The organism is Rhodococcus sp. 06-462-5 (assembly GCF_002258315.1).
Classification (GTDB): domain Bacteria; phylum Actinomycetota; class Actinomycetes; order Mycobacteriales; family Mycobacteriaceae; genus Rhodococcoides.
Genome location: NZ_NOYD01000008.1, coordinates 188009 through 214644, shown reverse-complemented (window position 1 = coordinate 214644; position 26636 = coordinate 188009). Strand labels below are relative to the sequence as shown.

The following is a 26636-nucleotide window of genomic DNA, read 5'->3' as shown; positions in this document are numbered from 1 at the left end:
GCATGGCCTCCAGAGCTGCAGCGCAACGTTCCTGACCCAGATCGGGCTCTCGGTCGAGGGCTCTCGCCAGGTCCCAGGAGTGCATCCAGAGGTCGGCGGCGATGGCGGCTTCGAGTGCGGCGGCGAGGGATGCGGCGCCGAGGTAGATACCGGCGGGTGTGCGGTTTGCCGGTGTGTGGATCGTGCGGTTGTTGGGCCGGATCGCGCAGGGCAGTTCGAGGGCAGAGCTGTGCCGTGCGCCTTTGCCGACGGGGGTGTGGGTACAGAACAGGGCTGCGGCGGAGGTCAGCGATTGCGCCCGCCGTGGCCTGTCGGCGCATCCCCCGGTCTCGGACCGAGCTGGATCGGCCACTGACCGGACAGGGGTGTCCCCCACGTGACTCTCCGGCGGTGCCGGTGCTGTCGTTGTGCCCGGTTCCGGCGCGAGAACTGTTCCTGGCGTGGGGCCCGTTGTCGGTGGCGGTGCTGATGTCGGCGGGACCGTCCCGGTTCGCTCGGGTCGCTCTGGAGCAGAGCCTGTTTCGGTTCGGTCGGGTGCAGTGCTGGACTCCGGCAGAAGCATTGGCCCAGCCGCTTGTGCTGGGTCCGGTGCTGCGTCGGAGCCACTGCCGGAATCGGTTCCCGGGTCGGATGCAGCTTGAGCTGTCGACACCGATGCAGCTGAGGTGGTTGATTCGATGTCGGGCTCACCGCCCATAGCGGATCCGTCCGACGGATCCGCCTCCGGGGCAGTGGTCGCATCGGTGTCGACATCGACGGAAGCACCTGTGGTCGTGCAAGTCCCGGTCTCGGGTTCCGACTCGGTCTCGGTCTCGGTCTTCGGGTTGCTGTCGGTGCGGCTGTGAGTCTCGGTAGCGCTTGTTCCCGACGCAGTGTTCGTTCCTGAGTCCGTGTCCTCGTCCGAGTCCGTGTGCGCGTTCACTGTTGCCGTGTCCGCGTTCGTTGTCGGCGCATCAGCATCTTCGTCCGGATCCGACCCCGAGTCCGACTCCTGCGTCTGCTTTTTCGGTGTGCGTTCCCATTCCCCGGTTTCCGGGTTCTGCACGGCCAGTCCGAGTTTCTCGGCGAGGGCGATCGCTTCGGTCAGCAGGATCTGCCACTGACTGTTGCGTGCAAGTTCCCGGGCGAGGTCGGGGTCGATGGAACCATGACCGGCCAGATACGCCGGATTCGCCAATAACCCGATGAGGGTGGCGATGTCGACGGTGATCATCGTCAACGGCACCCGCCGATCCGGCAACACCGCATCCGCCTTGGGGCAATCCTCCCGTTGGCACAGGCATTCCAGGCGGGGTTCGCCGTGCATGCGGGCCATGAACGCATCACACAGGCGTTCTTTCTTCCCGCGCGGATCTTTCGGGCACAGGGTGTCGGCCATCTCCTCGAGGAGTTGCCACGCAGCGGCAGCTTCCGGTGCGGTGAGCTCGGCCCGAATGCGGGCCAGTTCCCCGGCGGGGGTGTAGTTGACGGTGCGGAACTTCTTCGCGAACTCCCGCAGTGCTGCTGCTTCCTCGGGCGCGACGCGCACCAGGATGTCCCAGATCTCCTTCTCCAGCGGACCCGGTGACGACCGTCGGGCCGCTTCGACGATCTCGTCCTCGACCTTTTTCACGATGTCGTCGCTCGAGTTGTCGAGGATCCGGCATACCGTCCGTACCCGCGCAAGGTCGACCTCACCGGACTCGAACGCGGCCTTGAGTAGCGGGAGCCGGGTGTGCAAGGCGACACCGACGGAAACCCACGATTCGGCGACCGTCGCAGAGCATCCCAACGCGACTGCCATTTCGGTGCGCCCGTATCGGCTGTAGTGCTTGTGTTTGGTGTCGAGGGTGATCCAGCTCCGATGGACGTCGTAGCAGGCGGTGATCTTGCGGGCCGCCTGTCGATTCTCCTCACGTGCGGCCGCGGTCAACGCCTCCAATGACACAGCTGGCAGTGCACCCATCTTTTCACCCCCCGGTGACCCGAAACAAGAACGCCTGTTCGAACTGAAATAACAGTAACCCGGACCACCGACAAGAACGGAAAAGCAGGATACTGAGCAGCTGACCTGCCACTATCCGCCGAACAGTTCTACACTCCACTCCATGAGCGAGCCTGATTCCGTGGCGTCAGAGATGGCCGAGTTACGTGCTCGGGCTCACGAGGGTGATCAGGACGCCCTCGACCAGTTGGTCGAACTCGTAGGTTCTCGAAACGACCTCGACGAACTCCGCTCTCTCGCCGATGCGGGCAGCAGCGATGCCGTCGACATCCTCGTCGAGCTCGCCGGTGAACGTGGCGACCGCGACGAGTTGCAGAGGCTGGCCATCGCAGGCAGTCAGGACGCCGCGGACATTCTCGAAGAGATGGACACTTAGCTGGGGCCGGGACGCTCCCCCAATTGCACGGTGAGTCGGTGCGCGGCGTCGAGCAGCAGCTTGCCCAACTCCCGGCGTCGATCATCACGGAATCGCGTCTCGACACCCGTCAGGCTCAGCGCCCACGCAGGACCTCCGGCACGGTCGAACACCGCAGCACCGAGGCCCCAGCTGCCCTCCACCAGCAGTCCAGGGTTCACGGCGAAGCCTGTTGTCCTGGTGAGCCCGACGCGGTGCCGAATCGCATTGTCCGAGTGCGTCTCTCCCCATTCGGGAACCAGGTCGACTCCGCCCAGGTATTCGTCCACCTCCCGATCGGGAAGGTGCGACAGAATGGCCAGACCCGCGGACGCCACCCCCAGCGGTAGCCGAATGCCCTCGTACAACACGTGCGAACGCAACGGAAAGCTCCCCTCCACTCGAAGCAGGCACACGGTCTCCGCCCCGCGTCGGACCGACAGGAACGCACTCTCTCCGCTCTCGGAAGCCAACGCCTGCACTATCTTCCGAGCCTGGTCGGTGATGTCGTACCGTAATGCCGCCATCGATCCGAGCAGATAGATCTCCGGGCCCAGTGACCAGTGGCCGGTGGCGGCGTCGCGGTCGACGAACCCTTGGTCGGCCAGAGACGCCAGGAGGCGATGCGCAGTCGGTCGCGCGAGACCGGTTGCCCGAGCGAGCGCGGTGGTCGAGGCACCCGAAGGCTCCTCGCTTCCCGCCGCGCGCAGCAACGAACAGATCTTGCCGATCACACTTGTGTTGGCATCCGCTGAGGTCACCTGGTCATAGTACGTCCACTCAGTGGACGCCAAGCCCGCTTCCGTTCACCGAACGAGCAAAAACCAGCATTCGCTGCAACGAAATGCACAGCTCAGGTTCACTGAATACAACGTTTGCTCAACGAACACATCAGGAGCTGCAAGTGACTGGAAAGACCTACGCGTCCGCCGCCGAGGCGGTTGCGGACATCGGCCGAGGAGCGACCCTCGCGGTCGGCGGCTTCGGTTTGTGCGGCATCCCCGATGCACTCATCGAGGCCATCGCGGACACCGACGCCACCGAGCTCGAAGTGTTCTCCAACAATTGCGGCGTCGACGGCTACGGGCTCGGAATCCTGCTGGCTGCCGGACGAATTCGCCGCGTCACCGCGTCGTACGTCGGAGAGAACAAGGAGTTCGCCCGCCAGTACCTCGCCGGCGAGCTCGAGGTCGAACTCACTCCGCAGGGCACACTCGCCGAGCGACTTCGAGCCGGCGGCACCGGAATTCCCGCATTCTTCACTCCGGCAGGAGTCGGGAGTCCCATCGCCGACGGCGGAATGCCGTGGCGCTACGACCCCGACGGTTCCGTCTCGATCGCGTCGCCGCCCAAGGAGACTCGGGTGTTCGGTGACAAGCGCTACGTTCTCGAGGAGTCGATCAACGCCGACTTCGCACTGGTGCACGCCGAGATCGGTGACACAGCAGGCAATCTCGTGTTCGACAAGACTGCCATGAACTTCAATCCACTCGCCGCGATGGCGGGCAGGATCACCATCGCGCAGGTCGAGAATCTCGTCGAGCCGGGCGAGATCGATCCGGCCCACGTACATCTTCCCGGGGTGTTCGTCCAACGTGTCGTGCACACCGGACCACAGGACAAGCGCATCGAAAAGCGCACCGTCAGTTCAGGAGTTCGGGCATGAGTGCAGGATGGACACGCGACCAGATGGCCGAACGCGCGGCAGCGGAAATGGTCGACGGCGAGTACGTCAATCTCGGCATCGGACTGCCGACGTTGATCCCGGGGTACCTCACCGACGCGGTCAAGGTCACTTTGCACTCGGAGAACGGCATCCTCGGTACCGGGCCGTACCCCACCGAGGACGAGGTCGACGCCAATCTCATCAACGCGGGCAAGGAGACGGTCACCGTCAATCCCGGTGCGGCGTACTTCGATTCGTCGTTGAGCTTCGGCATGATCCGCGGTGGTCACATCGACACAGCAGTGTTGGGCGGCATGCAGGTCTCGCGCACCGGCGATCTCGCCAACTGGATGGTGCCCGGCAAGATGGTCAAGGGCATGGGCGGCGCGATGGACCTCGTGCACGGTGCCCGGCGCGTCATCGTCGTCATGGAACACACCGACCGCGACGGGAACCCGAAGATCCTGGACGCCTGTACTTTGCCGTTGACCGGCCAGGGCGTCGTGAATCGCATCATCACCAACCTTGCCGTCATCGACGTCGTCGGTGACGGAACACTCGCAATCGCCGAGCTCGCACCAGGAGTGACCTCCGAAGAGGTCACCGCCGCAACGGGATCCGCGCTCACGATCACGTAACACAGATCCCAAGACACAACTGTGGGCTCGAACGTGACGAGCACGTTCGAGCCCACAGTTGGACGTACTAGTCCGGAATCATGTCGAAGGTGTCCGGGTTCGGGCCGTTACGGCCCTGCTCACCCTTGTCCAGGGCCGTGATGGTGTCGACGTCGGCAGAGCTCAGCTCGAAGTCGAAGATCTCGAAGTTGGCCTTGACGCGCTCCGGCGTCACCGACTTCGGGAAGATGATGTTGCCGCGCTGAATGTGCCAGCGCAGCACCACCTGTGCGACGGATTTGCCTGTCGCGTCGGCGATTCGCTTCAGTTCGGGGTCGTCGAGAACGTTGCCCTGGGCGATCGGTGACCACGCCTCGGTGGGGATGGCGTGCTCACGGCCGTACGCCCACACGTCGTTGTTGACGAAGTACGGGTGCACCTCGATCTGGTTCACCGCGGGGACCGTCTCGGTCTCTTCCGCCAACCGGTCGAGGTGGGCCGGCTGGAAGTTGGATACGCCGATATTGTGGGCGCGACCGTCGGCGACGAACTCCTCCAACGTCTTCCAGGTGGAAACGAAGTCGCCGTCGTAGCGGGTCGGGAGCGGCCAGTGGATCAGGAAGAGGTCCACGTAGTCGGTTCCGAGGTCGCTGAGTGTCTTGTCGAACGCCGTCCGCGCATCGTCCGGCTTGTGGAAGCCGTTGTTGAGCTTGCTGGTGACGAAGACCGATTCGCGGTCGATGCCGGAGTTGCGGATACCTTCGCCGACCTGCTTCTCGTTGCCGTACATCTCGGCGGTGTCGATGTGGCGGTAGCCGATCTCGAGGGCCGTTTCGACGGCCTGGGCCGTCTTGTCGGGATCGATCTGGAACACGCCGAAGCCGAGCTGCGGGATCTGCTTGCCGTTTCTGAGCGTGACGTTTGGTACCTGAGTCATATCGCTCGGGTGCCCGCCCTCCGTCTGCTTCAAACCGGATGAAATGATGCCAACGTGATAGTGCAGCGCATCCGGCGCGTCGTCGATGGGGTTGCCGAGAATCTCGGTCGGTCCACCGCAGCTCTGACCGCCCCGACCCGGCACTTCGATCCTGCGCACCCGTGGTTCCTCACCGCGACCGAGCGCGGCAACGACGACACCCGAATCGCAGCTTGGACCGAGGGCAACCGCGTCGAGAATCTCGTGCACGGCAAGACGTACTTCGCGGCGCTGGCGAAGGCACTGGAGAAGACCGAGCGCGACGACCTGGTGCTGTTCACCGACTGGCGCGGAGACCCGGAGCAACTGCTCACCGACGACGGTGTGACCGTCGAGGATGCGCTCACCGGTGTGGCGCACCGCGGTGGCGTCGTGAAGGGCATGGTGTGGCGCTCCCACATGGAGACCCTCGGTTTCACCGGCCCGAAGAATCGCAAGCTCGCGCTGCGACTGGAGGAGGCGGGCGGCGAAGTCATCCTCGACCAGCGCGTGCTGGTAACCGGAAGCCACCACCAGAAGTTCGTCGTCGTGCGATACGGCAGGAAGGATCTGCCCGACGTCGCGTTCGTCGGCGGTATCGATCTGGCCCGTGCCCGACGCGACGACGCCGATCATTTCGGCGATCCGGTCTCACGTCCCTTCCCTCCCGAGTACGGCGAGATCCCGGCCTGGCACGACGTGCAGGTCCAGCTCGAAGGACCCGCAGTGCGGGACGTCGAGGATGTCTTTCGGGAGCGCTGGGAGGATCCCGCAGCCCTGTCCCGGCTCCCCTGGCACGCCGTACCCGACATGCTGCGCGGCGTGACACGAGAACCGTCGGAGCTTCCGGCTGCGGCGGCGGCCCCGGATCCGCAGGGCACGTGCTCGGTGCAGCTGCTACGCACCTACCCGCGTCGACGACCCGCCTACCCGTTTGCCACCAAGGGCGAGCGCAGTGCAGCACGTGCATATGCCAAGGCTCTGCACCGAGCAACCGAGTTGATCTACATCGAAGACCAGTACCTGTGGTCGGTCGACGTCGCGCGAGTGTTCGCCGCGGCACTGCGCCGTAAGCCGAACCTGCGGTTGGTGGTGGTGGTCCCCAAGCACCTCGACGACGACAGTGCACTCACCATTCCCTCTGCGCTGCTGGGACACTCGGCCGCACTGGAGGTGATCCGCGCTGCCGGTGGTGATCGTGTGCTGGTCCTCGACATCGAGAACGACCGCGGCATACCGGTGTACGTGCACTCGAAGGTCTGCATCATGGACGATGTGTGGACCGCGGTGGGCTCGGACAACTTCAATCGTCGTTCGTGGACCCATGATTCGGAGCTGACGGCGGCCATCGTCGACGAAGAACGCGACATCCGCGAGCCTGTCGACCCCGCAGGTCTGGGCGACGGTGCCCGCACTCATGCCCGCAACCTTCGTCTGGAACTGATTCGCGAGCACCTCGGCCGGGCCGACGGTGACGACGCCGATCTGGTGGATCCGCAGCAGTTCTTCGATGCCATCTCGGCGAGTGCAACCGCGCTCGACGAGTGGCACCGCAACCCGTCCTCGGGTCCGCGCCCCACCGGCCGGCTGCGCCGACACGAAATCTCGGTGCCGCCCGTGTGGCAGCAGCGACTCGCCGCATTCGCCTACCGCTTGTTCGTCGACCCCGACGGTCGCCCGATCGGAATGCGTCTGCGTCGTCGCTTCTGATGTGCTTGTCGTTTCGGACCTGACATATCGGGCATTCACACTCGATGCCTTCCTCCCCTCCAGACCTCACTGCCCTCGTCTTCGCGCCGTCTCCGCTGTTGACGGTGACCCTCGACAAATCTCCCAACGGCAACACCGAACTGCACGTGCACGCCGGCGGCCAGGGCCACTGGATCGCGCGGATGGCCACGGTGCTCGGCCTCGACGTCACGCTGACGGGAGTGTTCGGCGGCGAGATCGGGGGCATTCTGCGCGACATCGTCGAGCGTGAGGGCATTTCCGTCGTTTCCGTCGACATCGGCCAGGAGAGCGGTTCATACGTACACGATCGCCGCAGCGGTGAGCGCGAGATCCTGGCCACGGTCGACCCGCCGCCGCTGGCCCGGCACGCCCTCGACGACCTGTTCAGCGCGGCACTCGCCGCCGGTGCCCGCAGCGACGTCGCCATCCTCGGCGGACCGCACGAAGACGACATCGTTCCACCCGAGGTGTACGAGAGGCTGTGCGCGGACCTCACCGCCCTGGGCAAGACGGTGGTCGCCGACCTGTCCGGGCCGACCATGATCGCTGCGCTCGCCGGCGGTCTGACGGTGCTCAAGGTCAGCCACGAGGACCTCATCGCCGACGGCCGGGCCGAGTCCGAGGACCCGGCGCACCTCATCGACTCGATGCGGCAGATGCACGACGACGGCGCGGAGATCGTCGTGATCTCACGGGCCGGAGATCCGGCCCTGGCGCTGGTGGACGGCGACGTGCTCGAAATAGTCACGCCGGGACTGCGCATGGTCGATCACCACGGAGCAGGCGATTCGATGAGTGCAGGCATTGCCGCAGGGCTGGCTCAGGGACTATCGGTCCCGGAGGCGTTGCGACTCGGCGGCGGAGCGGGCACGGCCAACGTCACGCGGCGCGGCCTGGGTAGCGGGCGACGCGACCTGGTTCTCGGCCTCACCGAGTCGGTGGAGGTTCGTCCGTACAAGAAGGCAGGCAAGAAATGAGAGCCCTCATCACCAACGACGACGGCGTGCACAGCGAGGGCATCGCCCTGCTCGCGCGCGTGGCGGTGGAGGCCGGTCTCGACGTCGTCGTAGCCGCGCCACACGAGGAGCGCAGCGGGGCCAGCGCGTCCTTGACCGGCATGGGCGTCGACGATCATCTCGGCATCGCAACGGTGGAGATTGCCGGTCTCCCCGATGTACCGGCCTACGCGGTGCAGGCGTCACCCGCTCTCATCGCGTTCGTCGCCACCCGCGGGGCTTTCAGCGACCCTCCGGACCTGGTGCTCTCCGGTATCAATCACGGACCGAACACCGGTGCCGCCGTACTGCATTCGGGCACAGTCGGTGCCGCGTTGACGGCGTTGACGCATCGGGTTCCGGCGATGGCGCTGTCGTCGATCGCCACGGAGCCTGCCCATTGGGCGACGGCCGAGCACGTGGCCCGTATCGCGGTGACGTGGATGATGGACCACGGCCCGTCCGACGCCGTCGTCAACGTCAACATCCCGGACGTTCCGCTCGCGGAGTTGGCGGGAATCGTGCCGGCATCACTGGCCCGCTACGGCGCGGTACAGGCCGAAATAGGCGATCGCGGAGAAGATTTCGTCACCGTCCGCTTCGATGAGATCCGAGCCGAGGACGACGATTCCGACGCGTCGCTGTTGGCCCGCAACTGGGCGACGTTGACGGCGATCCGCCCGCCCAGCGAAGTGGCGGGAATCGACCTCTCGACGATGCGCGGCTGACTACGTCGTCCCAGCTCATCGGAATCTGTCGGTGGTCTCGTGCACACTGGGGTCACGCCAACTCGTAGGGGGTCCGCATGACGTTCCATTCCGTAGTTCCACCGTTTCTGCTCGAGCGGTTGCAGGGTCCTGGTGCTCGCGCCACTCTGCTCGCCGATCGTGAGATGCGCGCGGGCCGCGAGGTGGTGCAGGCTCGCACCGCCATCGCTCCGCGCACCGGCGGCACGCTCGAGCGCACGATCTCCGACGCGAAGTCCACTCGCGATCTACCCGGCCAGCAGGTGCGGGCCGAGGGCGAGGATCCCACCGGCGACGCTGCGACCGACGAGGCGTACGACGGCCTCGGTGCCACGTACGCGTTCTTCGAGGAGGTCTACGGATACTCGAGTCTCGACGGCAGCGGCCTGCCCCTCGACGCGACCGTGCACTACGGCCAGGACTACGACAATGCGTTCTGGGACGGCTCGCGCATGGTGTTCGGCGACGGTGACGGTGAGGTGTTCGCTCGATTCACCGTCTCGCTCGGCGTCATCGCACACGAACTCGCGCACGGGTTCACGCAGTACACCACCCCGCTCGAGTACAAGGACCAGGCCGGCGCGCTGAACGAGTCGATCTCCGATGTGTTCGGCGCACTCGTCGAGCAGTACACCGCGAAGCAGAACGCCGAGGATGCGTCGTGGCTGATCGGTGAGGGCCTGTTCCTGCCCGCCGTTCAAGGAAAGGCTCTGCGCTCGCTGCTCGAGCCCGGCACCGCGTACGACGACGACGTGCTCGGCAAGGATCCGCAGCCGGCGAGTATGGACGATTTTGTCGTCACCACCGAGGACGACGGCGGCGTGCACATCAATTCGGGCATCCCGAACCGTGCGTTCGCCGTCGCCGCTACCACTCTGGGCGGTCCGGCCTGGGACCGCGTCGGGCAGGTCTGGTTCGACACGATGACGGTCGGTGGACTGTCGCCGACAGTCGATTTCGCCGGGTTCTCCGCCGCGACCCTCGCCGCAGCAACCAAGCGATTCGGGGCCGGTTCCGATGTTGTCGAGGCAGTGGCCACGGGTTGGTCTACCGTGGGGGTGAAGACAACAGGGCTCGAGTCCGTACCGAAGCCGAGCGACGATCGGGTGTGATCGAGGGCAGATGAGCCTGCGCATCGAAGTACTGCGAACCGGTGGTGTCGCCGGTATGTCCAAGCGCGGCGTCGTCGAGACCGACGAGCCGGAATGGCAGTCGTTGGTCGAGGCCGCGCAGCCGTACATTGCCGATCAGCAGTCCGCCGATCCGGTCGAGTCCAACGCCCGCGACACCTTCGTCTGGAGTGTGTCGGTGGGCGAGCACTCGTGCCGGGTGGGCGATTCGAGCCTGACCGGGCCGCTACGCGACCTCGCGGAGCGCACACTCCGCGAGGGTCGCGTCAAGTAGCTGCCGCGTCAGGTAGCTACGAGAACGCAGCTCAGGCTTTCCACTCCGCGCTGCGTTCGACGGTTGCCTGACCCAGCGCCTCGACCAGGGCGTCGGCTCCGAAATCCTTGCCGTACGACGGCGTGCCCGGCTGCTGACGCCACGACTGGGCGAGGGTTCCGCCGTCGACGGGGTCGAATCCGAGTTCGTCGATCACCGAGAAGACGATCTTCTTGGAATCGTCGTCGTCCCCTGCGATCGGAAGTGCGATCCGACCTCTGGTGCCGGCCGGCACACCCTTTTCCAACAGGTGCTTCCAGTAGATTCCGTTGAACGCCTTGATCACCGGCTCGCCGAGCTGCTGAGAGACCCACACGCTTTCGGGCGTCCCACCCTCGATGTCCTCGATCAACCCGTCGCGCTGCTGCGGGTAGTAGTTGTTGGTCTCGATGATCGGGGCTCCCGGCTTGCGGGCGCTGGCAATTCCTGGGGCAAGGTCGGGAACGTTCTTCTGCGGGATGCTCAGCAGCACCAGGTCGGCGTCCTGCGCGGCGTCGGCGGCCCACACCGCCGTCGCGCCGGTTTCCGCAGCCAGATCCGCCAAGGTCTCCGGGTCGCGTGAATTCGAGAATCGAACCTCGTGACCGAGCGCTGCCCACCGACGAACGAGGGTGCCGCCGATGAATCCACTACCGATGATTCCAATTTTCATATCGAGAACCAACACACCCGACCCGAAACAATTCCCGTCAGGAGCCGACGGCGGCGACCTTCGCGCGCGGACGGCCGAACTTCATGGCTTTATCCACGACCTTGCCGTAGCGCAGCACCGGAAGGTCGCGGAAGTAGTTCATCCGCAGCTTCCACGGGGTCTCGCTGCCCTGCCTCGGGAAGTTGTCCACTGCCCGCAGCACGTAGCCGGCTGCGAAGTCGAGGAACGGCTCTTCGTCGATGGACGGGTCGCGCTCGAGTTCGACGGTGCTGTATCCCTTCTCGTCCATGTGCGCGAGCAGTCGCATCACGTAGTTCGAGACCATGTCGGCTTTGAGCGTCCACGAGGCGTTGGTGTAGCCGACGACGAACGCGAAGTTGGGGATACCGGTGAGCATCATGCCCTTGTAGGCCATGGTGCTGGGCAGGTCGACGTCCTTGCCGTCGACTCGGAACGTCGCGCCGCCCAATGCAGACAGATTCAATCCGGTTGCGGTGACGACGATATCGGCATCGAGGTGCTGACCGGACTTCAGCTTCAGTCCGGTCTCGGTGAACGTGTCGATGTGATCGGTGACGATCGAGACCTCGTCCTTGCGAATCGAACGAAACAGATCGTTGTCGGGCACCAGGCACAGCCGCTGGTCCCACGGGTTGTAGGACGGCGTGAAGTGGGTGTCGAGGTCGTATCCCTTCGGCAGCCACCCCTCCTGCATCGTCCGGATCCGCTTCTTCATGAACTCCGGGTACTTCTGGCTCAGGGTGTAGATCAGCATCGCCATGGATACGTTCTTGAGCCGAGTGACGCTGTACGCAAACTTCTTCGGCAGGCGCTTGCGCAGGGTCTGCGCAATCGGGTCCTGCGACGGAAGCGAGAGGACGTAGCTGGGCGAGCGCTGCAGTAGCGTGACGTGCTCGGCGTCACGAGCCAGATTGGGGGCCAACGTGATTGCCGTTGCGCCGCTGCCGATCACGACGATCTTCTTGCCCGAGTAGTCCAGATCCTCGGGCCAGTGCTGCGGGTGGATCACCTGGCCGCCGAAGTTCTCCTGTCCGGCGAACTCGGGGGTGAAGCCCTTGTCGTAGTTGTAGTAACCGCTGCAGGAGAACACGAAGGACGCGGTGACCGTGACCGTCTCGTTCGTATCGCTTCGATACGCGGTCGCCGTCCAGAACTGCTGCTCGGACGACCATTCGAGCGCGACGACCTTGTGGTGGAACCGGATGTGCTTCTCGACGCCTGCTTCTCGCGCGGTCTCGACGATGTAGTTGCGAATGTCGGTGCCGTCGGCGATGGATTTCTCACCCATCCACGGCTTGAAGCTGTATCCGAGGGTGTACATGTCGGAGTCGGAGCGAATCCCGGGGTAACGGAACAGATCCCACGTTCCACCGATCGCGCCGCGGCTCTCGAGAATTGCGTAGGTCTTGCCGGGCAGATCGTGCCCGAGGTGGCGCGCGGCCCCGATCCCGGACAGGCCGGCACCGATGATGAGGACGTCGACCTCGGGAGAGGACAGTACTGCAGTCATGTCAGCGATTCCTTCGATGTCTTTCGGTCAGCTGGTCTTGTTGCGAGCGCTCTCGGACCTGCCGAGGCGGGCCACTTCTTCGTCCATCTTCGGCAGGATCGTCGGCACGTGCTCGAGCATGCTCCGATCGCCGACCCGCGAGGTGATGACTGCTTTGAACCACGACGCTGCCCCCACCCAGCGCGGCACGTAGACGCGACGCTTGCGCTTGGCCAGGCCGTCGACGAAGGCGTCGACGCACTGCTCGACGGTCATCGTCTTGCCCAGCGGGCCCGGGAGCACCGCGAGCAGATCCTGGAATGCGGTGAGGTCGGACTTGGCGTCCTGCACCATCGGGGTGTCGATCCATGCCATGTGGGCCGAGCCGACATCGACGCCTCGGTAGTTGACCTCGAGCCGGAGGGCATTCGCAAAGTGTTCTGCTGCAGCCTTACTGGCGTTGTACGCCGCCAGGCCGGGGCACGGGGTGAACGCCGCGAGCGAGGAGACGACGAGGATGTAGCCGTTGCGTTCGATGAGCGACGGCAGCGCGGCGCGGACGGTGTTGAACACGCCCATCACGTTGATGTCCATGACGCGTTGGAACGTATTCGGATCGACCTGCATGATCGATCCGTAGCTGGCGATTCCGGCGTTGGCGAGCACCAGATCGATGCCGCCGTACGCTTCGATTCCGCCGTCGACGGCGCGCTGCATGTCGTCCAGATTCCGAACGTCCGCGACGAATGCGGCCGCTTTCAGCTGGGTCGCGAGTTCACGCAGAGGCGCTTCGTCGACGTCGACCAGGACCAACTGGGCACCGCGTCCGGCCAGCGCCCGCGCCGTAGCGGCACCGATTCCCCGGGCCGCTCCGGTGATGAGAACGACCTTGTTCCGTAGCGTCGACGCCGCCATGTGCTCCCCCTCGATCGGAATGCTTGTCTGCGAACACTTTGCATCTGATACCGAGCGGTGTCAAGATCTGTGTGTGACCACGCATCACAGTGAAGTCGGCCGCACCTATCGAGGTGCCGACCCTCAGCAGCGACAGCAGGAGCGTCGAATCCGCCTGCTCGACGCCGCCGTCGAAGTCTTCGGCACCACCGGCTACCGGACCGCCACCGTGGAGAAGGTGTGCAGCGAGGCGGGCCTGACCAAGCGCTACTTCTACGAGTCGTTCACCAACAGCGAGGACCTGCTGATGGCGACCTATGCCCGCGCCACCGACGCCATGCGCGAGAACATCCTGGCCGGTGCCGCCGCCGAGGCCGAATCCACCGAACAGGTGCTCCGAGCTGCTCTGACCGGCTTCTTCAACTTCGTCGCCGAGAATCCGAAATCTGCGCGCATCGCCTTCGTCGAGATCCTCGGGGTCTCGTCCACCGTCGACGCGCTCTACCGCAAGACCACGACCTCGTTCTCCGAGACCGTGCTACAGGTGGCCGAGGGGGTCGGTTCCAGCCGCGGGCTCGCCGGGCCCAACCGTCGAACACTGGCCATGGGACTGGTGGGCGCGGTCCTCACCATCGCCCAACAGTGGCTGCTCTCCCCCGAGCGCGAACCACTGGATTCGGTGATCGCCAGCGCCCACACCATCCTGGCCGCGGTGGTGTTCGGACGCGTCGACGGCTAGTGAACTTTCAAGCCCTGCTCTGCAGCGGCTCCACCGGCTCGTCCGCAGTGGCGCGTTCTCCTGATTTGACGACGACCACGCCGAGCAGAACCAGTGCTCCACCGGCCAGTTGGATCGGCGCCGGAGCCTGACCGAGCAGCAGCCACGCGAACACAAGTGCGGCAACGACTTCCATCAATCCCATGAACGACGCCAACCGAGACCCGAGGCGTCGGCCCGCGGCGATCCCGAGGACGTAGGCCAGCGCGGCCGTCACGACGCCGAGGCCGATGATCGGAACCCACCACGGCACAACCGCATCGACGAAGGTGACGTCGGTGAGCGGGGCAGCGAACGGGACGATGCCGATGAGTCCGGCGACCAACAGGATGAGCCCACCGGTGAGCAGACCGGCCCCGGCGAGCACGATCGGCGGCAGTCCGTTGCTCTCGTCCGCCGACAGCACCCAGTAGACGGCTGCACCGGCCATCGAGCCGAGTGCCCACAGCACGCCGACGGTGTCGACGTCGGCACCGGAGATCAGGTCGAGCACCAGCACCAGGCCCATCGCTGCCAGCAGCGCACCCACCACGGTCAGGCGGCCAGGACGCTGCTGGTGCCGGAACCACATCCAGCCGATGACGGCCACGGGCGAGGTGAACTCGATCAGCAGCGCCACCCCCACCTCCATCCGTCCGACGGCGTTGAAGAAGGCGAGCTGGCACCCTGCCACCGCGAATGCTCCGTACGCGAGGAGCAACTTCCAGTTCTTCGCCAGCAGGCTCCATCGCCCGCGCAACGCGAGGATCGACGGAATCAGCAGGACGGCGGCCGCCAGGAGGATCCGCGCGGTCACCGCAGCCCCGGCCGTCCAGCCGGCGTCGAGCAATCCCGTGGCGAGCGAACCGGAAAGCCCGAAGGACGCCGCAGAGAGCAACGCGAAACCGAGCCCCGAGAGTCGACGCGACCGCGCGGCAGCGTCGTGGGTAGCCGCGAGATTCACCTGCGCGTCATGAGTGTAAGCCGTCATGACATGTGACAGTAGGGAGTGACTTGGTAAGCTGTCAACATGCTTTTTGCTCATGACGCGGAACTGTCGCTGCTGGCGGCCGTGGCATTGGTCAATTCCGCCGAGGATCCGGACACGTTGACCACTCGCGAGGAGCTGGCCACGTTCTTCACCGAACAGGGCTATTCCGGCCGCTTCGACGGCGACGACGCCGAGCTCGAGGCGGTGAGGGCACTGCGACCGACCCTGCGCGCGCTGCTGACCAGCAGCCGCGACGACGCGGTGGTCGAGGTGAACCGTCTGCTCGCCGAATCCTCCGCCCTGCCCCGACTGGTTCGTCACGGAGATCTCGACTGGCACATCCATGCCGTCGCCGACGACAGTCCGCTCGCGACCCGCGTCGTCGTCGAGACCGCGATGGCCATGATCGACGTCATCCGGGCGGACGAGCTCTCGCGCTTCGACGTCTGCGCCGATCCGGACTGCAACGGGCTGGTGCTCGACCTCTCGCGCAACCGGTCGCGCCGGTTCTGCAGTACCACCTGCGGCAACCGAGCGGCCGTCGCCGCGTATCGAGCACGCAAGGCCCAGTAGCACCACGGGGGCTTAGACGACGGGCTTTCGGGTATCCGCCGTCCGAGCTGATGGAAAGGAATTGCCCCTATGGTCGAGAACAGGCCTACCAAGACAAGCTGGGCCAGAGCAGTCGAGAACATGCTGGCCGTCGTACTGATCTTCGCCGGGATCGCCGCCGCAGGCGGTCTGATTGCCGCATTGGCAGGCGGATTCGAGGGATGGGCAATCGTCGCCGGAATCGCCGTGATCGTGTTGTTCGCAGGCGGATTCTTCGCTGTTCGAGACGGTGCCAAACGACGCGCCCTCGAAACGAACACCGTCGTCTACGCCCCCGACAACACCGACCAACTCTTCGACGTCGACCCCAACACCGGTGAGCGGACCCCACACCGCGAGTAGTTCTACGTGACGCCGTTTCGGTCGATCAGTCAGTCATGATGGAACCGATTCGAGACGCACCATCGAACCGGTTCCGAGGAAGAACACACCCGACCGGGTCTCGATTATCGAACCCGATTCCGTGAAGCCGTCGGACCTTTCGGGAAGTGGCCACCGCCATCGCACGTCACGCGAGTTCGCGGTGGCCACGAGTGCGTTCTCCTCGACCGCGTAGACGGTGTTGCCGACGGCAGTCTCGGACGCGTACGGATCTCGCAGTTGCCACACTTCGGTACCGTCCTTGTCGACCACGGTTGCGTCGGAGGTCAATTCGAGACCCTCGACCGCCGTACCGGTTCGTGGATCGAAGAACGTTCCCTCGCCGCCGAGGGTGACGAGGCCACGACCGTCGGACACGTGAATGAGCGGGCCCTCGACACCGTCCCATCCCGCGAAAGATGTGATCGGGCGCGACCACATCCGGTCGAGGGCATCGATGGAACCCCCGTGCAAAACCGATTCGCCGTCCTCGGGGTTGCCCTCCAGCAGAAAGACGGATGTCCCGTCACTCTCGATGGCGTACGGAAACCAGGCTTCGGGGATCGGTGTTCTGCGCGCCTGCCCGTCGTCCACGCCGACCCTCACGATCGATGGCACGTCGGAGTACGAGTCCAGACAGACGATGTCGTTGCCCACGGGCTCGCTCGCGCATTCGTCGACGGGGCCGGGTGACTCCTTCCAGCGGACGTCGCCGGTGTCGGCATCGATTGCGGCGAACTCGATTGCATCCACCGAGTACGAACGCGGGTTCGGTAGGCCGACGGCAGTGACGAGCACATCACCGGCGTCGATCACCCCGGTGACACCAGAGTCGTACATGAGATCTGCTGCGGGAGAACGAAATGCGGCGAAGTCACGTCCGTAGACGGTCTCGGCGTCGATCTGCCAGCTCGGCTCCAGGATGGGTCCGGACGGTGCCTGCGTGCTGGTCGTCTCCTCGGAGAACGTCGGTGTCATCGCCTGACTGTCCGACGCCTGTTCGGCTGGAACGTCCTGCATCGTCATCACGAGAGCTGCAGAGACGACGGACACGACCGCAACCGCCACCGCGACAACGGCTCTGATGTTCGGGCTCGAAATGGTCACGGCCACTGCTCGATCGGGGCCTGTGCCACGGCGTCGAGGACGTCGAAGGGCAACGGGTCCGGCAAGACCAGTGGTGCGTACTGGGTGCGGTCGAGGTCCACCGTCGATCGCACCGAGACCCGAACTCCCGACGGCCGGGTCACGGTGACCGACCGGGTGAGCTGCGTGGTTCCGTCCTCGGACACGGGGCTGTTCGCGATATCGACGTCGTAGCTCTCGACCACCGAACCGTCGGGCAGAGTGCGGAACTCGATGACAGGTCCGTACGCGGACTCGGGATCGTAAGGGTCCAAAGCCACCGGAAGTGCCGCTCCCCCGGACACGGAAATCGACAGTGCAATATCGGTGCCGACGACCTCGAGATCGGTGCACACTCCCGAACCGTACGAACCGGGAACGAGGGACCCGATCGGTCGGCTCAGGGGTGGCGTACCCGGCAGCGACTCCCACGTGTTCGTCAACGCTGCGTTCGCCGCCTCGACGGACTCGGCCCGAATGTCGGCCACGGTGCCGTTTTCGCCCGACATGATCTCGCTCGGAGAGACGTAGCAGTCCTGTCGAGGAGCGGAGGCTCCGGCCGGAGCCGGAACCGTGAGTCGCAGATCCGGCAGCGCCGCGACGGTGGCCAGTTCGGATGTCTCGAGCGGGAATTCGGCCGATGTGCCGGTGAGATTGGCGGTCACCTGAGTCCCGTCGGGGTGGTAGGCGGTGGTGGTGCGGAAGTGCGTTCGATTGCCGCCGTACTCGTACCAACTGTCGTTGGTGTCGATGACGGTGCCGTCGGGCTCGGTGATTCGCGCATCGAGAGCGCCTGCAACACAGGCGGGGACACCGGTGTCGGACGGTCGGACGTCGATACTCGCGTAGGCGGACGAGTCGGCCCGAGCCAGCTCTCCCCGCGCGCTGGTGCTGGGCTCGAAGCCGTCCGGTGCTGCATCGCCGAGGTCATCGACCGGCTGAAAGGTCACGGATTGGGAAGGAGCAGCCAACACGATGGTGACATCGGCCGGTAGAGCGGCGAGAACGGCGTCGGACATTGCACCCGCCTTGCCCGAAGTGAGCCATGGATAGGCGGGATCGTCGTACGACGGGGTGCTTTCCACGATCGACGACGACATGACCAGATCACCCTCATCGGACGGGGGCGGCTCGACCTCCGGGCAGCCCGGGATGTCCACCGGATATTCGACCGGCTCGAACAGAACCGGCTCGGAGTCGACCAAGGAACCGCCCTCGACAACGGCGGACTCCGGGGATCGCAGCAGGCCGGCCGCAACGACCCCGAGGGCCACGATCGTGACGATGACGGATGCGTCGATGATGGCGTTGTGTCTTCTACCTTCGGGCACGAGGAAACAATACAGACCCATCGGAAGGTTTTTCAGCCGTAGCGCTCACCGACTTCAGCCGGTGATCAGCGCCGCCAACATACTCGAGCTCGGCGCATATCGGCTGATCCACGTCGCTTGGACGGCGTGGTAGAGATCGGGTTTTCCGCTCCACACCGTTGCCGCTGGAACGTTGTGGGAGTCGAGTTCGTGATGCCAGGAGCCGTCGACGCGGTCGACGAAGTAGTCGGCCGCAACGTCCCACCACGTTCGATAGTCGTTGCCGTACCGTTCTTCTCCCGTAACGCGTCCGAGAGTCGCGGCTGCTCCGATCGCCTCGCACAACACCCAGTGCAGTCGACCCGTGACAACCGGCTGCCCTGCCCAGTCGGTCGTGTAGACGAACCCGGGGGTGGGCCCGGGTTGCCAGCCATCGACGGTAGCGCGGTCGTAGAGGGACTCGGCCGCGTCGACGTAGTCTCGCCCGCCCGCAACGAGACTTGCCTGCACGAGGAGTCGCGCCCACTCGAATCCGTGGCCGACAGTGGCTCCGTAGGGCTTGAACTGGTTCGCTACGTCGTCGCGGTTGTACTCGAGCTGCGGGATCCACTCTGCCGTGAAGTGCTCCGGGATGCGCCACTCGTTGGCCGCGGACCATCGACATACGTTGTCGCAGATGCGCAGTGCGCGTTCGCGCCAGACCTCGGGCGCACCGGCGTCGGCAGCGGCCAGCAGCGCCTCGACCATGTGCATGTTGGCGTTGATACCGCGATACGGATCGAGCTCGGACCAGTCGACAGTCCATGTGTCCGAACACATTCCGTACCGTTCGTCCCAGAACCGAGAGTCGACGATATCGAGTGCCTCGTCGAGAAGCCCCCTGCCGCGTGGGTGCCCCACAGCGGTGGCAGCCGACGCGGCGAGCACAACGAAAGCATGCGTGTACGCGTTCTTGACAGCGTCGGGCGAGTTCGCGTCGGCACTGGACTCGAACCAACCGCCGTTCTTGCTGTCCCGCAACGTCGTCGACAGTCCATCGAAGACGCGATCGGCTTTCCTCCGGGAACCCGGTCGGCCCCGCACGGACGCGAGAAAGTGCACATGTGCCATTCGAGCCGTGATGTACGTATGCGCCGGATGGTCGAGGTCGGGGTTGCCGCGATCGTCCAACCACACCGCGCCACCGGCGGGGTGGTCGAGTGTGGTTCCGAAATCGAGAAGGCGAGACGACTCGGTGTCGAGCCACAGTCGATGAGAGGGCAGTGTCCACCAATTGCCGGGGTCTGCTGAAGTCATGCGTTCATTGTGCGATGCGCGCGATCGCCTATTCGACAGAAGCGACAACTTCCTGCGAATCGTCGAACAATTCGACTCGATCCTTGCCCCGCTGCTTGGCCCGGTACATCGCGGAATCCGCGTCCCGAAGCACGTCCTGCGCAGTGGCACCCCTGCGAGCCAGAACCATTCCGATGCTCGCCGACACCTCGTACTGCTGTCCCTCGAACTCGATGGCCGAGGACAGCGCGGCCCTGATCCTCGCGGACACGCTGCCGGCGAGACCGTCCGCGTCCGAGGCCGGGTCTTCCATCTGGGCGTCGAGGACCAGGACGAATTCGTCACCGCCCACTCGGGCGATGAAGTCGTCGGTTCGCAGTACCGCGCGCAGACGCCGCGCCACCTCGACCAACACCGCGTCGCCCGCCGCATGCCCGCCGCTGTCGTTCACGCTCTTGAAACCGTCCAGGTCGCAGAACAGCACCACCGCGGCGGTGCCGATGCGCGCGCCCCGATCGATCGCAGATCCGATCCGGTCCAACAGCAGCATCCGATTGGGTAGTCCCGTCAACGGATCCTGCAGCGCCGCACGTTCGAGAGCACGCTCGGCCTCGACGACGTCGGTCACCTCGCGAAGCACCGAAAGCACCTGCAGCACTTCCCCTGACGGCCCCCGGCGGAAGGGCGTGGTTCGACGCGACAGCCACCTGGTCTCACCGCTGAGGCCACGCACTCGGTACTGGGTCGTGAGGGTTTCCCCGTCTGCCAACGATGCAGCGTCCTGGTCGGCCGCCGCGACAATGGGGAGGTCCTCCGGGACCACTGCGAAGTCCAACGAATCCTCGGCACCGTCGGGCGGTGCATCTGCATCGTTTCGACGCGCAGCACCGTCGGTGGTCGGGCTACCGAGCAACGCACAGAGGCTACGCGATGCCCAGTTCACACGCCCTGTGTCGACATCGACGACCGTCGCGATATCCGGCGACGCGGTCAATACGGCGTCGCGAAATGCTCGCGCCCGATCCAGCTCCGCCCGCGCCTCACGCTCGGCCGTCACGTCCTCCGACAGCACCATGGCACCGACGATGGCATCGGCCTCGTCGCGCAGCGGCCGGGCTCGGACCTGGAAGACTCTTCCGGTCCCGGCGCTGACGGAATCGAACGAGGATTCCTCGCCCGCGACAGCTGCCCGGTAGTACGGCTCGATGTGAGCCAAGACCGCCGGTGGCACCGTGTCCTCGAGCAACTTCCCTTCCATGCGGCGCGGGTCGTAGCCCTCGGCGACCAGATCGGCACCCTCGACCAGGACGAATCGAAGATCACGGTCGACGATGAACACCGTCGTGTGGGGCAGGTTCGCGGCGAGCTGCCGGTACCGAGCCTCACTGGCATCGTCGAACATCGCCGGCGAACGAAGCAGTGGCCCGTAGGAGCGGCGCATTCCCAGATACAGGACACCTGCCAACGCGGTCGACAAGGTCACGACGACATCGAGACCGCCGCCCATGGACTCTCGCATGATCGCGATCGTTCCCCCGCCGGTGTGTTCGCCGTGCCCGGCCCCTGCGAGCAGGTGAACCGCATGCAACACGTGGTGAGCCGCGCAGGTGGTGAAGATGGCGGCGGTTGCGAGTGCCAGTCGGTTCTTCCGAAGCTGGGCGGTACGACGCAGCCCCCGAACGATGAACAGCACGATCCCGAGGTACGCCGACGCAGTGATCACGTTCAGGATCACGACCCAGAGCCAACCGCTCATGCGTCGGACTCACTGTCGGTCGCGTTCGGATCCGCGTCGAAATGGGAGTGCGGCATCGATGACCTCCGCGGGGTCTTGAACTGCTGGGTGTGGGCCGGGACCGACGAAAGCGGACGAACCACCCGCCGGTGTCGTGCCGCGAGGTTATCCCAACCCGGCCCCGTACCTGCGAGATGTCAGCGAGACACGCTGTAACGCAAATACAGCCACCCCGACGCGGCGAATACCTTCTGCTCCGCAAGTGTCAGGTCGAGGCGATGACCGGCCGGAAAATACGGTTTGCCACCGCCCAGAATGGTCGGCAGGAGGATGACCTCGAACTGATCGATCTCGTCGACCAACGACTCTGCCAATGCGGCACCGCCCACGGCCAACGTCCCCTCGGTCTCCCGTTTCAGACGCTGGACCTCGGCGACAGCATCGGCACTGCGCACCAATCGGCACCCGTCGGCCACCGAATCGAGAGTGTCGGAGAAGACGATCCGCGGGGTGTCCACATACAGTCGCGCGAACTCCGCCTCGACGTCGTCGCCCTCCGCTCGAAGCGGGTCCGTCCAGTAATCCTCCATGGCCTCGTACAGTCGACGCCCGAAGAGAAAAGCAGCAGTGGCCTCCGTCTGCCGGTTCGAGAATCGATGAGACTCCTCGTCGGGCATGGAGAAGTCGAGATTGCCTGCCGAATTCTCGATGAAGCCGTCGAGAGAAACGTGCATGTTGTACGTCAGAATTGCCATGTCACTCCTGAAGTCCGATGGGATCGTGGGTACTGACCTCTACGAGCCCGATTAATCACCGGGCACTCGGCAGGGAATAGATCGCCTGGTCGACGGGCATGCAGAGGGGGGCCCAGGGTTCGAGTGCAGACATGCAGGGCACCCACTGGTTGAGCGCAGCAACTCTGCTGGTCGCGATTCGGAGGTTCTTATGTACCTGCACGTTCAATCACTCATTCACGATATCGCCACCGACGAGCCCGATCCCGCCGCCGCGAACGCCCTCCAGGAGGGCCTCGGAGGACAGTTCGGCGAGATGCGCACGATGATGCAGTACCTGTTTCAGGCCATGAACTTTCGCGGTGCCGCAGCCAAGCCGTATCGCGACCTCATCCAGGGCATCGGCACCGAGGAGATCAGCCACGTCGAGTTGATCGGCACCACCATCTCGCGTCTGCTCGACGGCTCGCCGGAGTACCAGGGCAAGGTGAGCGATCCTCTCGACACGCCTGGCGCCGGCGGAGCAACTCCGCTCGATCTTGCTCTGTCGCAGGGCAATATCCACCACTACCTCGTCGGCGCACAGGGCGCACTGCCTGTCGACTCCGTCGGCAACCCGTGGAGCGGTAGCTACGTCTACAACTCCGGCAACCTGGTCCTCGACCTGATGTACAACCTCATGCTCGAGTCGACCGGCCGCCTGCAGAAGTGCCGCATGTACGAGATGACCGCCAACAAGGCTGCGCGCTCGACCATTTCGTACCTGATCGTGCGCGACCAGGCTCACGAGAACGGCTACGCGAAGGCACTGGAGACTCTGGGTGTCGACTGGAAGAAGACACTACCGATCCCCAAGACCAACGCCGAAAAGTTCCCCGAGGTCCAGAAGTTGGTCGAACTCGGTTTGCAGAGCAAGCAGTACAGCTTCGACCTGACCGGCGCATCCGAGGCCGGCCGCATCTTCCAGGGCATGTCCCCTTCGAAGGACGGCACGAATCTCGATGCGAGCGAGCAGGCTCCCGCCGGCGCTCCGATGGAAATCTCACCGGAACGGCTGGAGGAGTTCGCGCCCGGACTGGACACCGACCTCATGGAGCTGATTCAGCAGACCGCCGAGATGGAGATGGCAGACATCGACGCCACGTTCGGAAAGATGAAGTAAGACTTTCTCTTTCGTAGCCCGGCCTCCACCGCACGCCGGTGGAGGCCGCGCTTCTTCACGTCCAATAGAGAAGCTGCGCGTCGGGGAGCACGGAGTCGAGTTCTTCGACGAACCACGTACGCATCTCGGTCATAGTGTCCTTGGGGTAGACGTACTTCACACCGCCGAACTTGTTTCTCTTTGCCGTGCGGGCACTTTCGTCCATCTCGAGCTTCGTCCCCGGGTACCAACTCAACAGCACGTCCTTGCTGGACGGCGTGAATCGATGAGTGATGATCTCGGCGGTCAGGTCGAGATCAGGGATGCCGCGCACCGCGTCGGCGACGTTCGAGAGCAATCGGCCGTATTGTTCGCGCCACTGCGGAATCGGCATGATCGGAGCGATGGTCAGTCCCACTCGATACCCAGCGAGAGCCAACTGTCTCAGCGCCTCGATCCGAGCAGGCATCCTCGCGGTTCCACCCTCGAATCGATGGGCGATGTCATCGGCGTTGACCGACAGTCGAACTCGGGTTCGTCGACCGTGACCGAGCGTCACCAACTCGGTGACGTCGTCGAACTTGGTGGTGAAGCGCAGCGACACGTCGTCGCCGTAGGTTCCTGCGCCCACCCTGCGCACGGCCTCGGCGAGCGATCCCGTCACGTGCTCGATTCCCAAAGGGTCGGTGTAGCAGGAGAGTTCGAACGTGGTGCCCTCGTGTCCACGCTCCTCGGTTCCCGAGGTGATGGTGCCGCGGCCGGCATGGGTGCCGATACCGGCCAGGACGTCGTCGATGTTGGCGAACACCCTGGTGATCGGCGGCCCGGACAACGAGCCCGCCAGATAGCAGTACTGACAGTGCGCCGGGCACCCCTTCGCCAGATCGATACGCCAATCCGCACTCGGCGGAATCGGTTGTGGTTTCAGCACACTCGGCGGTGCCACCACCACCGCCATCGTCGTCTTGGCACGCGCATAGGTCTCCCGCTCGGACTCACCGCGCAGGCCGATCAGACGGTCCCCCGGCAACACATCGATCTCGGTCACTCCGGCTGCTTCGCATCGACGGATGATCTCCGCGGTATGGGGAAGCTCGGACGCAGACCGGGTGACCAGGACGCGAGAGGGCGTCCAGATTCGAGTAGGGGCAGAGAGAACGTTGTCCATTACCTCCGGTCAACGCTCGGGGATGGTCAAACCTTCCCGATAGCCGCAGCTCAGATCCTGATACTTCCGCCGCCTGAGATGCACCATCGCGCGCACGGCAAGCTGCGCCGCACCCAAGGCGGTCGCGATTCCGAAATTCGACGATGTGTCGAGTCGATCGGAACACCGCCTCGCCAAGCTGTCCGTCGATATCGGCCCCAGTTGCTCACGCGCCTCGACGGGAAAGTCCTCCGGAAAGTCTGCGGTGAGCATGTCGTTCGGCCTCGGGTCCAACACCGACCCGCACGCGACCCTCCGTGGATCGGAAGAGTCACCAACGCGACTGCTTTTATCTCCCAACACTTCTCTGCCTGCAATGACGAACAGGCCGAGAGCGCAGACGGCGAGTACGACGGCGGACGTCCACCGCCAGATCTGCCGTGTCCGGCCCATCGATATTTCGGGATAGCGCACTGCCCATGCACCGAGGGCAACGACGGCCACAGCAGTCACGACAGCCGTCCACCACCACTCGTCGGTGAGCGCAAACAGTGCTGCGTACAAAGAGAATGGAACCGTGCACCAGAACAGCACCGACCACGGCCAGGCCTTGTCTCGAAACCTCGATACCCCGGACATAGCGTCGGACTGTACAGCCCGACCATCGACGCAAGGCCCCTCCAATTCAGCTCCAAGAATTTCGCTGCTCATGGATCTCGGGTAAGAAGCTTCCATGCCCTTTGCCGACGAACTCATCGGCCCGGACGCGGCTCGCACGCTGCTTCGGACCATTCGCAACGCCGCACCGAGTGCTGATCTGTCGCTGCTGACAGGATCGGTCGATCAGTTGGGACCGCTCGCGCTTCGGGCGCGCGCCGATCTACTGCGCGATGCCCTTCTCGTGGGATTGCCCGGCGATTACGCGGAGTTCGCTCGCACCATCAGACAGGCTGCGGAGGATCCGGATTTTCAGGGCTGGTCGATCTGGCCGGTCACGAGCGCCGTGGCCATGAAGGCCGTCGACGAACAGACATCCGCCGCGTTCGACGACGGAATGTCGCTGCTGGCCGAACTCACCGGCCGACTCAGCTCGGAGTTCGCCATCCGCACGTTCCTACGAGCCGATCTGGATCGGGCTCTCGGAACAGCGCTCGAATGGACGCAGTCCTCGGACGAGCACGTGCGTCGTCTGGCATCGGAAGGCACCCGGCCCTACCTGCCGTGGTCGGTGCGGGTTCCCGAGATTCTTGCGCGGCCGGGCGTGACGGTACCGATTCTGGACAGGCTCTATCGGGACGACAGCGACTACGTTCGGCGGTCGGTAGCCAACCACCTCAACGACTTCAGCCGGGACGTCCCGGACTTGGTCGTCCGGACCGCGGCCCGGTGGCTCGACGACCCGGACGCGCACACCGACCGGCTCGTGCGACATGCGCTTCGGACGGTGATCAAGAACGGAAATGCCGATGCGCTTGCCCTGCTGGGGTTCGCTCCGGCCGACTTGGAGGTGACAGGCCCCACCCTCGATGTCGCCGAGCTACGGATCGGTGAGAGCGTGCGCTTCGATGCTTCGATCCGCAACGTCGGCACCGAACCGGCCAAGGTCGCGATCGACTACATCGTCCACCACACCAAAGCCAACGGTGGGGTGACGGGGAAGACGTTCAAGTTGACGACGAAAACGATCGCCCCCGACGAGAGCGTCGACGTTGCGCGGCAACACTCGTTCAAGACGTTGACCACACGGAAGTACTACCCAGGCCCGCACTCGATCGAGCTCCAGATCAACGGTGTGAGTTACGGTCTCGCGAAGTTCGTACTCGTCCACTGAGGCAGGCTTTGTATCGCTCACCTGCAGCACA

27 protein-coding genes are annotated in these 26636 nt (G+C 64.8%); 13 read left to right on the top strand and 14 right to left on the bottom strand.

Annotation, left to right across the window (positions count from 1 at the left end; translation table 11 throughout):
* Positions 1-1945: DUF222 domain-containing protein (locus tag CH251_RS05210; protein WP_094612131.1), on the bottom strand; the 1945-nt coding region annotated here is incomplete at its 3' end.
* 142 nt (positions 1946-2087) lie between these two features.
* Here CH251_RS05210 and CH251_RS05205 point away from each other — a divergent pair.
* Positions 2088-2360: a hypothetical protein gene (locus tag CH251_RS05205; protein WP_179273615.1), complete on the top strand. Its 273-nt coding sequence runs from the start codon at positions 2088-2090 to the stop codon at positions 2358-2360.
* Here the strand turns inward: CH251_RS05205 and CH251_RS05200 are convergent.
* Positions 2357-3139, bottom strand: a complete 783-nt coding sequence (locus CH251_RS05200; protein WP_179273614.1) for an IclR family transcriptional regulator — start codon at positions 3137-3139, stop codon at positions 2357-2359. The genes CH251_RS05205 and CH251_RS05200 overlap by 4 nt on opposite strands.
* Positions 3140-3282: 143 nt before the next feature.
* Between CH251_RS05200 and CH251_RS05195 the strand changes: the two genes are divergently transcribed.
* Together CH251_RS05195 and CH251_RS05190 are read left to right on the top strand one after the other, a co-directional pair.
* Positions 3283-4044: a CoA transferase subunit A gene (locus tag CH251_RS05195; RefSeq protein WP_094612130.1), complete on the top strand. Its 762-nt coding sequence runs from the start codon at positions 3283-3285 to the stop codon at positions 4042-4044.
* The gene (locus CH251_RS05190; RefSeq protein ID WP_094612129.1) at positions 4041-4682 is read left to right on the top strand and encodes a 3-oxoacid CoA-transferase subunit B; all 642 of its coding nucleotides are present in this window, start codon (positions 4041-4043) and stop codon (positions 4680-4682) included. Before CH251_RS05195 ends, CH251_RS05190 begins: the two co-directional genes overlap by 4 nt.
* A 67-nt stretch (positions 4683-4749) precedes the next feature.
* On the opposite strand, the gene CH251_RS05185 is transcribed toward CH251_RS05190, so the two are convergent.
* Positions 4750-5598, bottom strand: coding sequence for an aldo/keto reductase (locus tag CH251_RS05185; RefSeq protein WP_094612182.1), 849 nt, complete (start codon positions 5596-5598; stop codon positions 4750-4752).
* A 54-nt stretch (positions 5599-5652) separates the two neighbouring features.
* Here CH251_RS05185 and CH251_RS05180 point away from each other — a divergent pair, with 54 nt between their 5' ends.
* The 5 genes from CH251_RS05180 to CH251_RS05160 all read left to right on the top strand — a co-directional run bounded on the left by CH251_RS05180 (position 5653) and on the right by CH251_RS05160 (position 10492).
* Positions 5653-7326 carry a phospholipase D-like domain-containing protein gene (locus CH251_RS05180; RefSeq protein ID WP_094612128.1) on the top strand — a complete coding sequence of 558 codons (1674 nt, stop codon included), beginning with the start codon at positions 5653-5655 and terminating at the stop codon, positions 7324-7326.
* A 44-nt stretch (positions 7327-7370) separates the two neighbouring features.
* Positions 7371-8324, top strand: coding sequence for a 1-phosphofructokinase family hexose kinase (locus tag CH251_RS05175; protein WP_094612127.1), 954 nt, complete (start codon positions 7371-7373; stop codon positions 8322-8324).
* A complete protein-coding gene (gene surE, locus CH251_RS05170) occupies positions 8321-9070 on the top strand; it encodes a 5'/3'-nucleotidase SurE (RefSeq protein ID WP_094612126.1) in 750 nt (249 codons plus the stop codon). The genes CH251_RS05175 and surE overlap by 4 nt, the downstream gene beginning before the upstream one ends.
* Before the next feature lie 77 nt (positions 9071-9147).
* Positions 9148-10200, top strand: coding sequence for a M4 family metallopeptidase (locus CH251_RS05165; RefSeq protein ID WP_094612125.1), 1053 nt, complete (start codon positions 9148-9150; stop codon positions 10198-10200).
* Between the two features lie 10 nt (positions 10201-10210).
* Positions 10211-10492, top strand: a complete 282-nt coding sequence (locus tag CH251_RS05160) for a protealysin inhibitor emfourin (protein WP_094612124.1) — start codon at positions 10211-10213, stop codon at positions 10490-10492.
* 31 nt (positions 10493-10523) lie between these two features.
* Here the strand turns inward: CH251_RS05160 and CH251_RS05155 are convergent, their stop codons facing one another.
* Genes CH251_RS05155 through CH251_RS05145 form a run of 3 tightly spaced genes read right to left on the bottom strand, consistent with a single transcriptional unit; the run spans position 10524 to position 13608 of the window.
* Positions 10524-11183, bottom strand: coding sequence for an NADPH-dependent F420 reductase (locus CH251_RS05155; protein WP_094612123.1), 660 nt, complete (start codon positions 11181-11183; stop codon positions 10524-10526).
* A 37-nt stretch (positions 11184-11220) separates the two neighbouring features.
* Positions 11221-12714, bottom strand: a complete 1494-nt coding sequence (locus CH251_RS05150) for an NAD(P)/FAD-dependent oxidoreductase (RefSeq protein ID WP_094612122.1) — start codon at positions 12712-12714, stop codon at positions 11221-11223.
* 27 nt (positions 12715-12741) lie between these two features.
* Positions 12742-13608 carry an SDR family oxidoreductase gene (locus CH251_RS05145; protein ID WP_094612121.1) on the bottom strand — a complete coding sequence of 289 codons (867 nt, stop codon included), beginning with the start codon at positions 13606-13608 and terminating at the stop codon, positions 12742-12744.
* Positions 13609-13681: 73 nt separating this feature from the next.
* On the opposite strand from CH251_RS05145, the gene CH251_RS05140 reads away from it, so the two are divergent.
* Positions 13682-14326, top strand: coding sequence for a TetR/AcrR family transcriptional regulator (locus CH251_RS05140; protein WP_094612120.1), 645 nt, complete (start codon positions 13682-13684; stop codon positions 14324-14326).
* Between the two features lie 7 nt (positions 14327-14333).
* Here the strand turns inward: CH251_RS05140 and CH251_RS05135 are convergent, their stop codons facing one another.
* Positions 14334-15335, bottom strand: a complete 1002-nt coding sequence (locus tag CH251_RS05135; RefSeq protein ID WP_094612119.1) for a DMT family transporter — start codon at positions 15333-15335, stop codon at positions 14334-14336.
* Between the two features lie 39 nt (positions 15336-15374).
* On the opposite strand from CH251_RS05135, the gene CH251_RS05130 reads away from it, so the two are divergent.
* Entirely contained in the window at positions 15375-15908 is a 534-nt protein-coding gene (locus tag CH251_RS05130) for a CGNR zinc finger domain-containing protein (RefSeq protein ID WP_094612118.1), read from the top strand.
* A gap of 69 nt (positions 15909-15977) precedes the next feature.
* On the top strand, positions 15978-16289 hold the full coding sequence (locus CH251_RS05125; RefSeq protein ID WP_052049465.1) for a hypothetical protein: 312 nt from the start codon (positions 15978-15980) through the stop codon (positions 16287-16289).
* A gap of 33 nt (positions 16290-16322) precedes the next feature.
* On the opposite strand, the gene CH251_RS05120 is transcribed toward CH251_RS05125, so the two are convergent.
* From CH251_RS05120 to CH251_RS05100, 5 genes are all read right to left on the bottom strand, one after another.
* A complete protein-coding gene (locus tag CH251_RS05120; RefSeq protein WP_256978843.1) occupies positions 16323-17414 on the bottom strand; it encodes a hypothetical protein in 1092 nt (363 codons plus the stop codon).
* On the bottom strand, positions 17411-18763 hold the full coding sequence (locus CH251_RS05115; RefSeq protein WP_094612115.1) for a hypothetical protein: 1353 nt from the start codon (positions 18761-18763) through the stop codon (positions 17411-17413). The genes CH251_RS05120 and CH251_RS05115 overlap by 4 nt, the downstream gene beginning before the upstream one ends.
* Before the next feature lie 54 nt (positions 18764-18817).
* Positions 18818-20038: an AGE family epimerase/isomerase gene (locus CH251_RS05110; RefSeq protein ID WP_094612114.1), complete on the bottom strand. Its 1221-nt coding sequence runs from the start codon at positions 20036-20038 to the stop codon at positions 18818-18820.
* Between the two features lie 28 nt (positions 20039-20066).
* Positions 20067-21773, bottom strand: coding sequence for a diguanylate cyclase domain-containing protein (locus CH251_RS05105; protein ID WP_094612113.1), 1707 nt, complete (start codon positions 21771-21773; stop codon positions 20067-20069).
* 176 nt (positions 21774-21949) lie between these two features.
* Positions 21950-22507, bottom strand: a complete 558-nt coding sequence (locus CH251_RS05100) for a dihydrofolate reductase family protein (RefSeq protein ID WP_094612112.1) — start codon at positions 22505-22507, stop codon at positions 21950-21952.
* A 190-nt stretch (positions 22508-22697) separates the two neighbouring features.
* Here CH251_RS05100 and CH251_RS05095 point away from each other — a divergent pair, with 190 nt between their 5' ends.
* Positions 22698-23648 carry a manganese catalase family protein gene (locus tag CH251_RS05095; protein WP_094612111.1) on the top strand — a complete coding sequence of 317 codons (951 nt, stop codon included), beginning with the start codon at positions 22698-22700 and terminating at the stop codon, positions 23646-23648.
* Positions 23649-23703: 55 nt separating this feature from the next.
* Here the strand turns inward: CH251_RS05095 and CH251_RS05090 are convergent, their stop codons facing one another.
* Complete coding sequence (locus CH251_RS05090) at positions 23704-24795, bottom strand: spore photoproduct lyase family protein (RefSeq protein WP_094612110.1); 1092 nt, start codon at positions 24793-24795, stop codon at positions 23704-23706.
* 9 nt (positions 24796-24804) lie between these two features.
* Positions 24805-25413, bottom strand: a complete 609-nt coding sequence (locus tag CH251_RS05085) for a hypothetical protein (protein ID WP_094612109.1) — start codon at positions 25411-25413, stop codon at positions 24805-24807.
* Positions 25414-25507: 94 nt separating this feature from the next.
* Here CH251_RS05085 and CH251_RS05080 point away from each other — a divergent pair, with 94 nt between their 5' ends.
* Entirely contained in the window at positions 25508-26605 is a 1098-nt protein-coding gene (locus CH251_RS05080) for a DNA alkylation repair protein (protein WP_094612108.1), read from the top strand.
* Positions 26606-26636 lie beyond the last annotated feature (31 nt).

Coding starts and splice junctions, on each gene's coding strand:
- CH251_RS05205 (WP_179273615.1), top strand. CDS start 2,088: ATGAGCGAGCCTGATTCCGTGGCGTCAGAGATGGCCGAGTTACGTGCT.
- CH251_RS05135 (WP_094612119.1), bottom strand. CDS start 15,335: ATGACGGCTTACACTCATGACGCGCAGGTGAATCTCGCGGCTACCCAC.
- CH251_RS05185 (WP_094612182.1), bottom strand. CDS start 5,598: ATGACTCAGGTACCAAACGTCACGCTCAGAAACGGCAAGCAGATCCCG.
- CH251_RS05160 (WP_094612124.1), top strand. CDS start 10,211: ATGAGCCTGCGCATCGAAGTACTGCGAACCGGTGGTGTCGCCGGTATG.
- CH251_RS05110 (WP_094612114.1), bottom strand. CDS start 20,038: ATGACTTCAGCAGACCCCGGCAATTGGTGGACACTGCCCTCTCATCGA.
- CH251_RS05125 (WP_052049465.1), top strand. CDS start 15,978: ATGGTCGAGAACAGGCCTACCAAGACAAGCTGGGCCAGAGCAGTCGAG.
- CH251_RS05130 (WP_094612118.1), top strand. CDS start 15,375: ATGCTTTTTGCTCATGACGCGGAACTGTCGCTGCTGGCGGCCGTGGCA.
- CH251_RS05190 (WP_094612129.1), top strand. CDS start 4,041: ATGAGTGCAGGATGGACACGCGACCAGATGGCCGAACGCGCGGCAGCG.
- surE (WP_094612126.1), top strand. CDS start 8,321: ATGAGAGCCCTCATCACCAACGACGACGGCGTGCACAGCGAGGGCATC.
- CH251_RS05085 (WP_094612109.1), bottom strand. CDS start 25,413: ATGTCCGGGGTATCGAGGTTTCGAGACAAGGCCTGGCCGTGGTCGGTG.
- CH251_RS05150 (WP_094612122.1), bottom strand. CDS start 12,714: ATGACTGCAGTACTGTCCTCTCCCGAGGTCGACGTCCTCATCATCGGT.
- CH251_RS05155 (WP_094612123.1), bottom strand. CDS start 11,183: ATGAAAATTGGAATCATCGGTAGTGGATTCATCGGCGGCACCCTCGTT.
- CH251_RS05105 (WP_094612113.1), bottom strand. CDS start 21,773: ATGAGCGGTTGGCTCTGGGTCGTGATCCTGAACGTGATCACTGCGTCG.
- CH251_RS05095 (WP_094612111.1), top strand. CDS start 22,698: ATGTACCTGCACGTTCAATCACTCATTCACGATATCGCCACCGACGAG.
- CH251_RS05090 (WP_094612110.1), bottom strand. CDS start 24,795: ATGGACAACGTTCTCTCTGCCCCTACTCGAATCTGGACGCCCTCTCGC.
- CH251_RS05165 (WP_094612125.1), top strand. CDS start 9,148: ATGACGTTCCATTCCGTAGTTCCACCGTTTCTGCTCGAGCGGTTGCAG.
- CH251_RS05175 (WP_094612127.1), top strand. CDS start 7,371: ATGCCTTCCTCCCCTCCAGACCTCACTGCCCTCGTCTTCGCGCCGTCT.
- CH251_RS05145 (WP_094612121.1), bottom strand. CDS start 13,608: ATGGCGGCGTCGACGCTACGGAACAAGGTCGTTCTCATCACCGGAGCG.
- CH251_RS05100 (WP_094612112.1), bottom strand. CDS start 22,507: ATGGCAATTCTGACGTACAACATGCACGTTTCTCTCGACGGCTTCATC.
- CH251_RS05080 (WP_094612108.1), top strand. CDS start 25,508: ATGCCCTTTGCCGACGAACTCATCGGCCCGGACGCGGCTCGCACGCTG.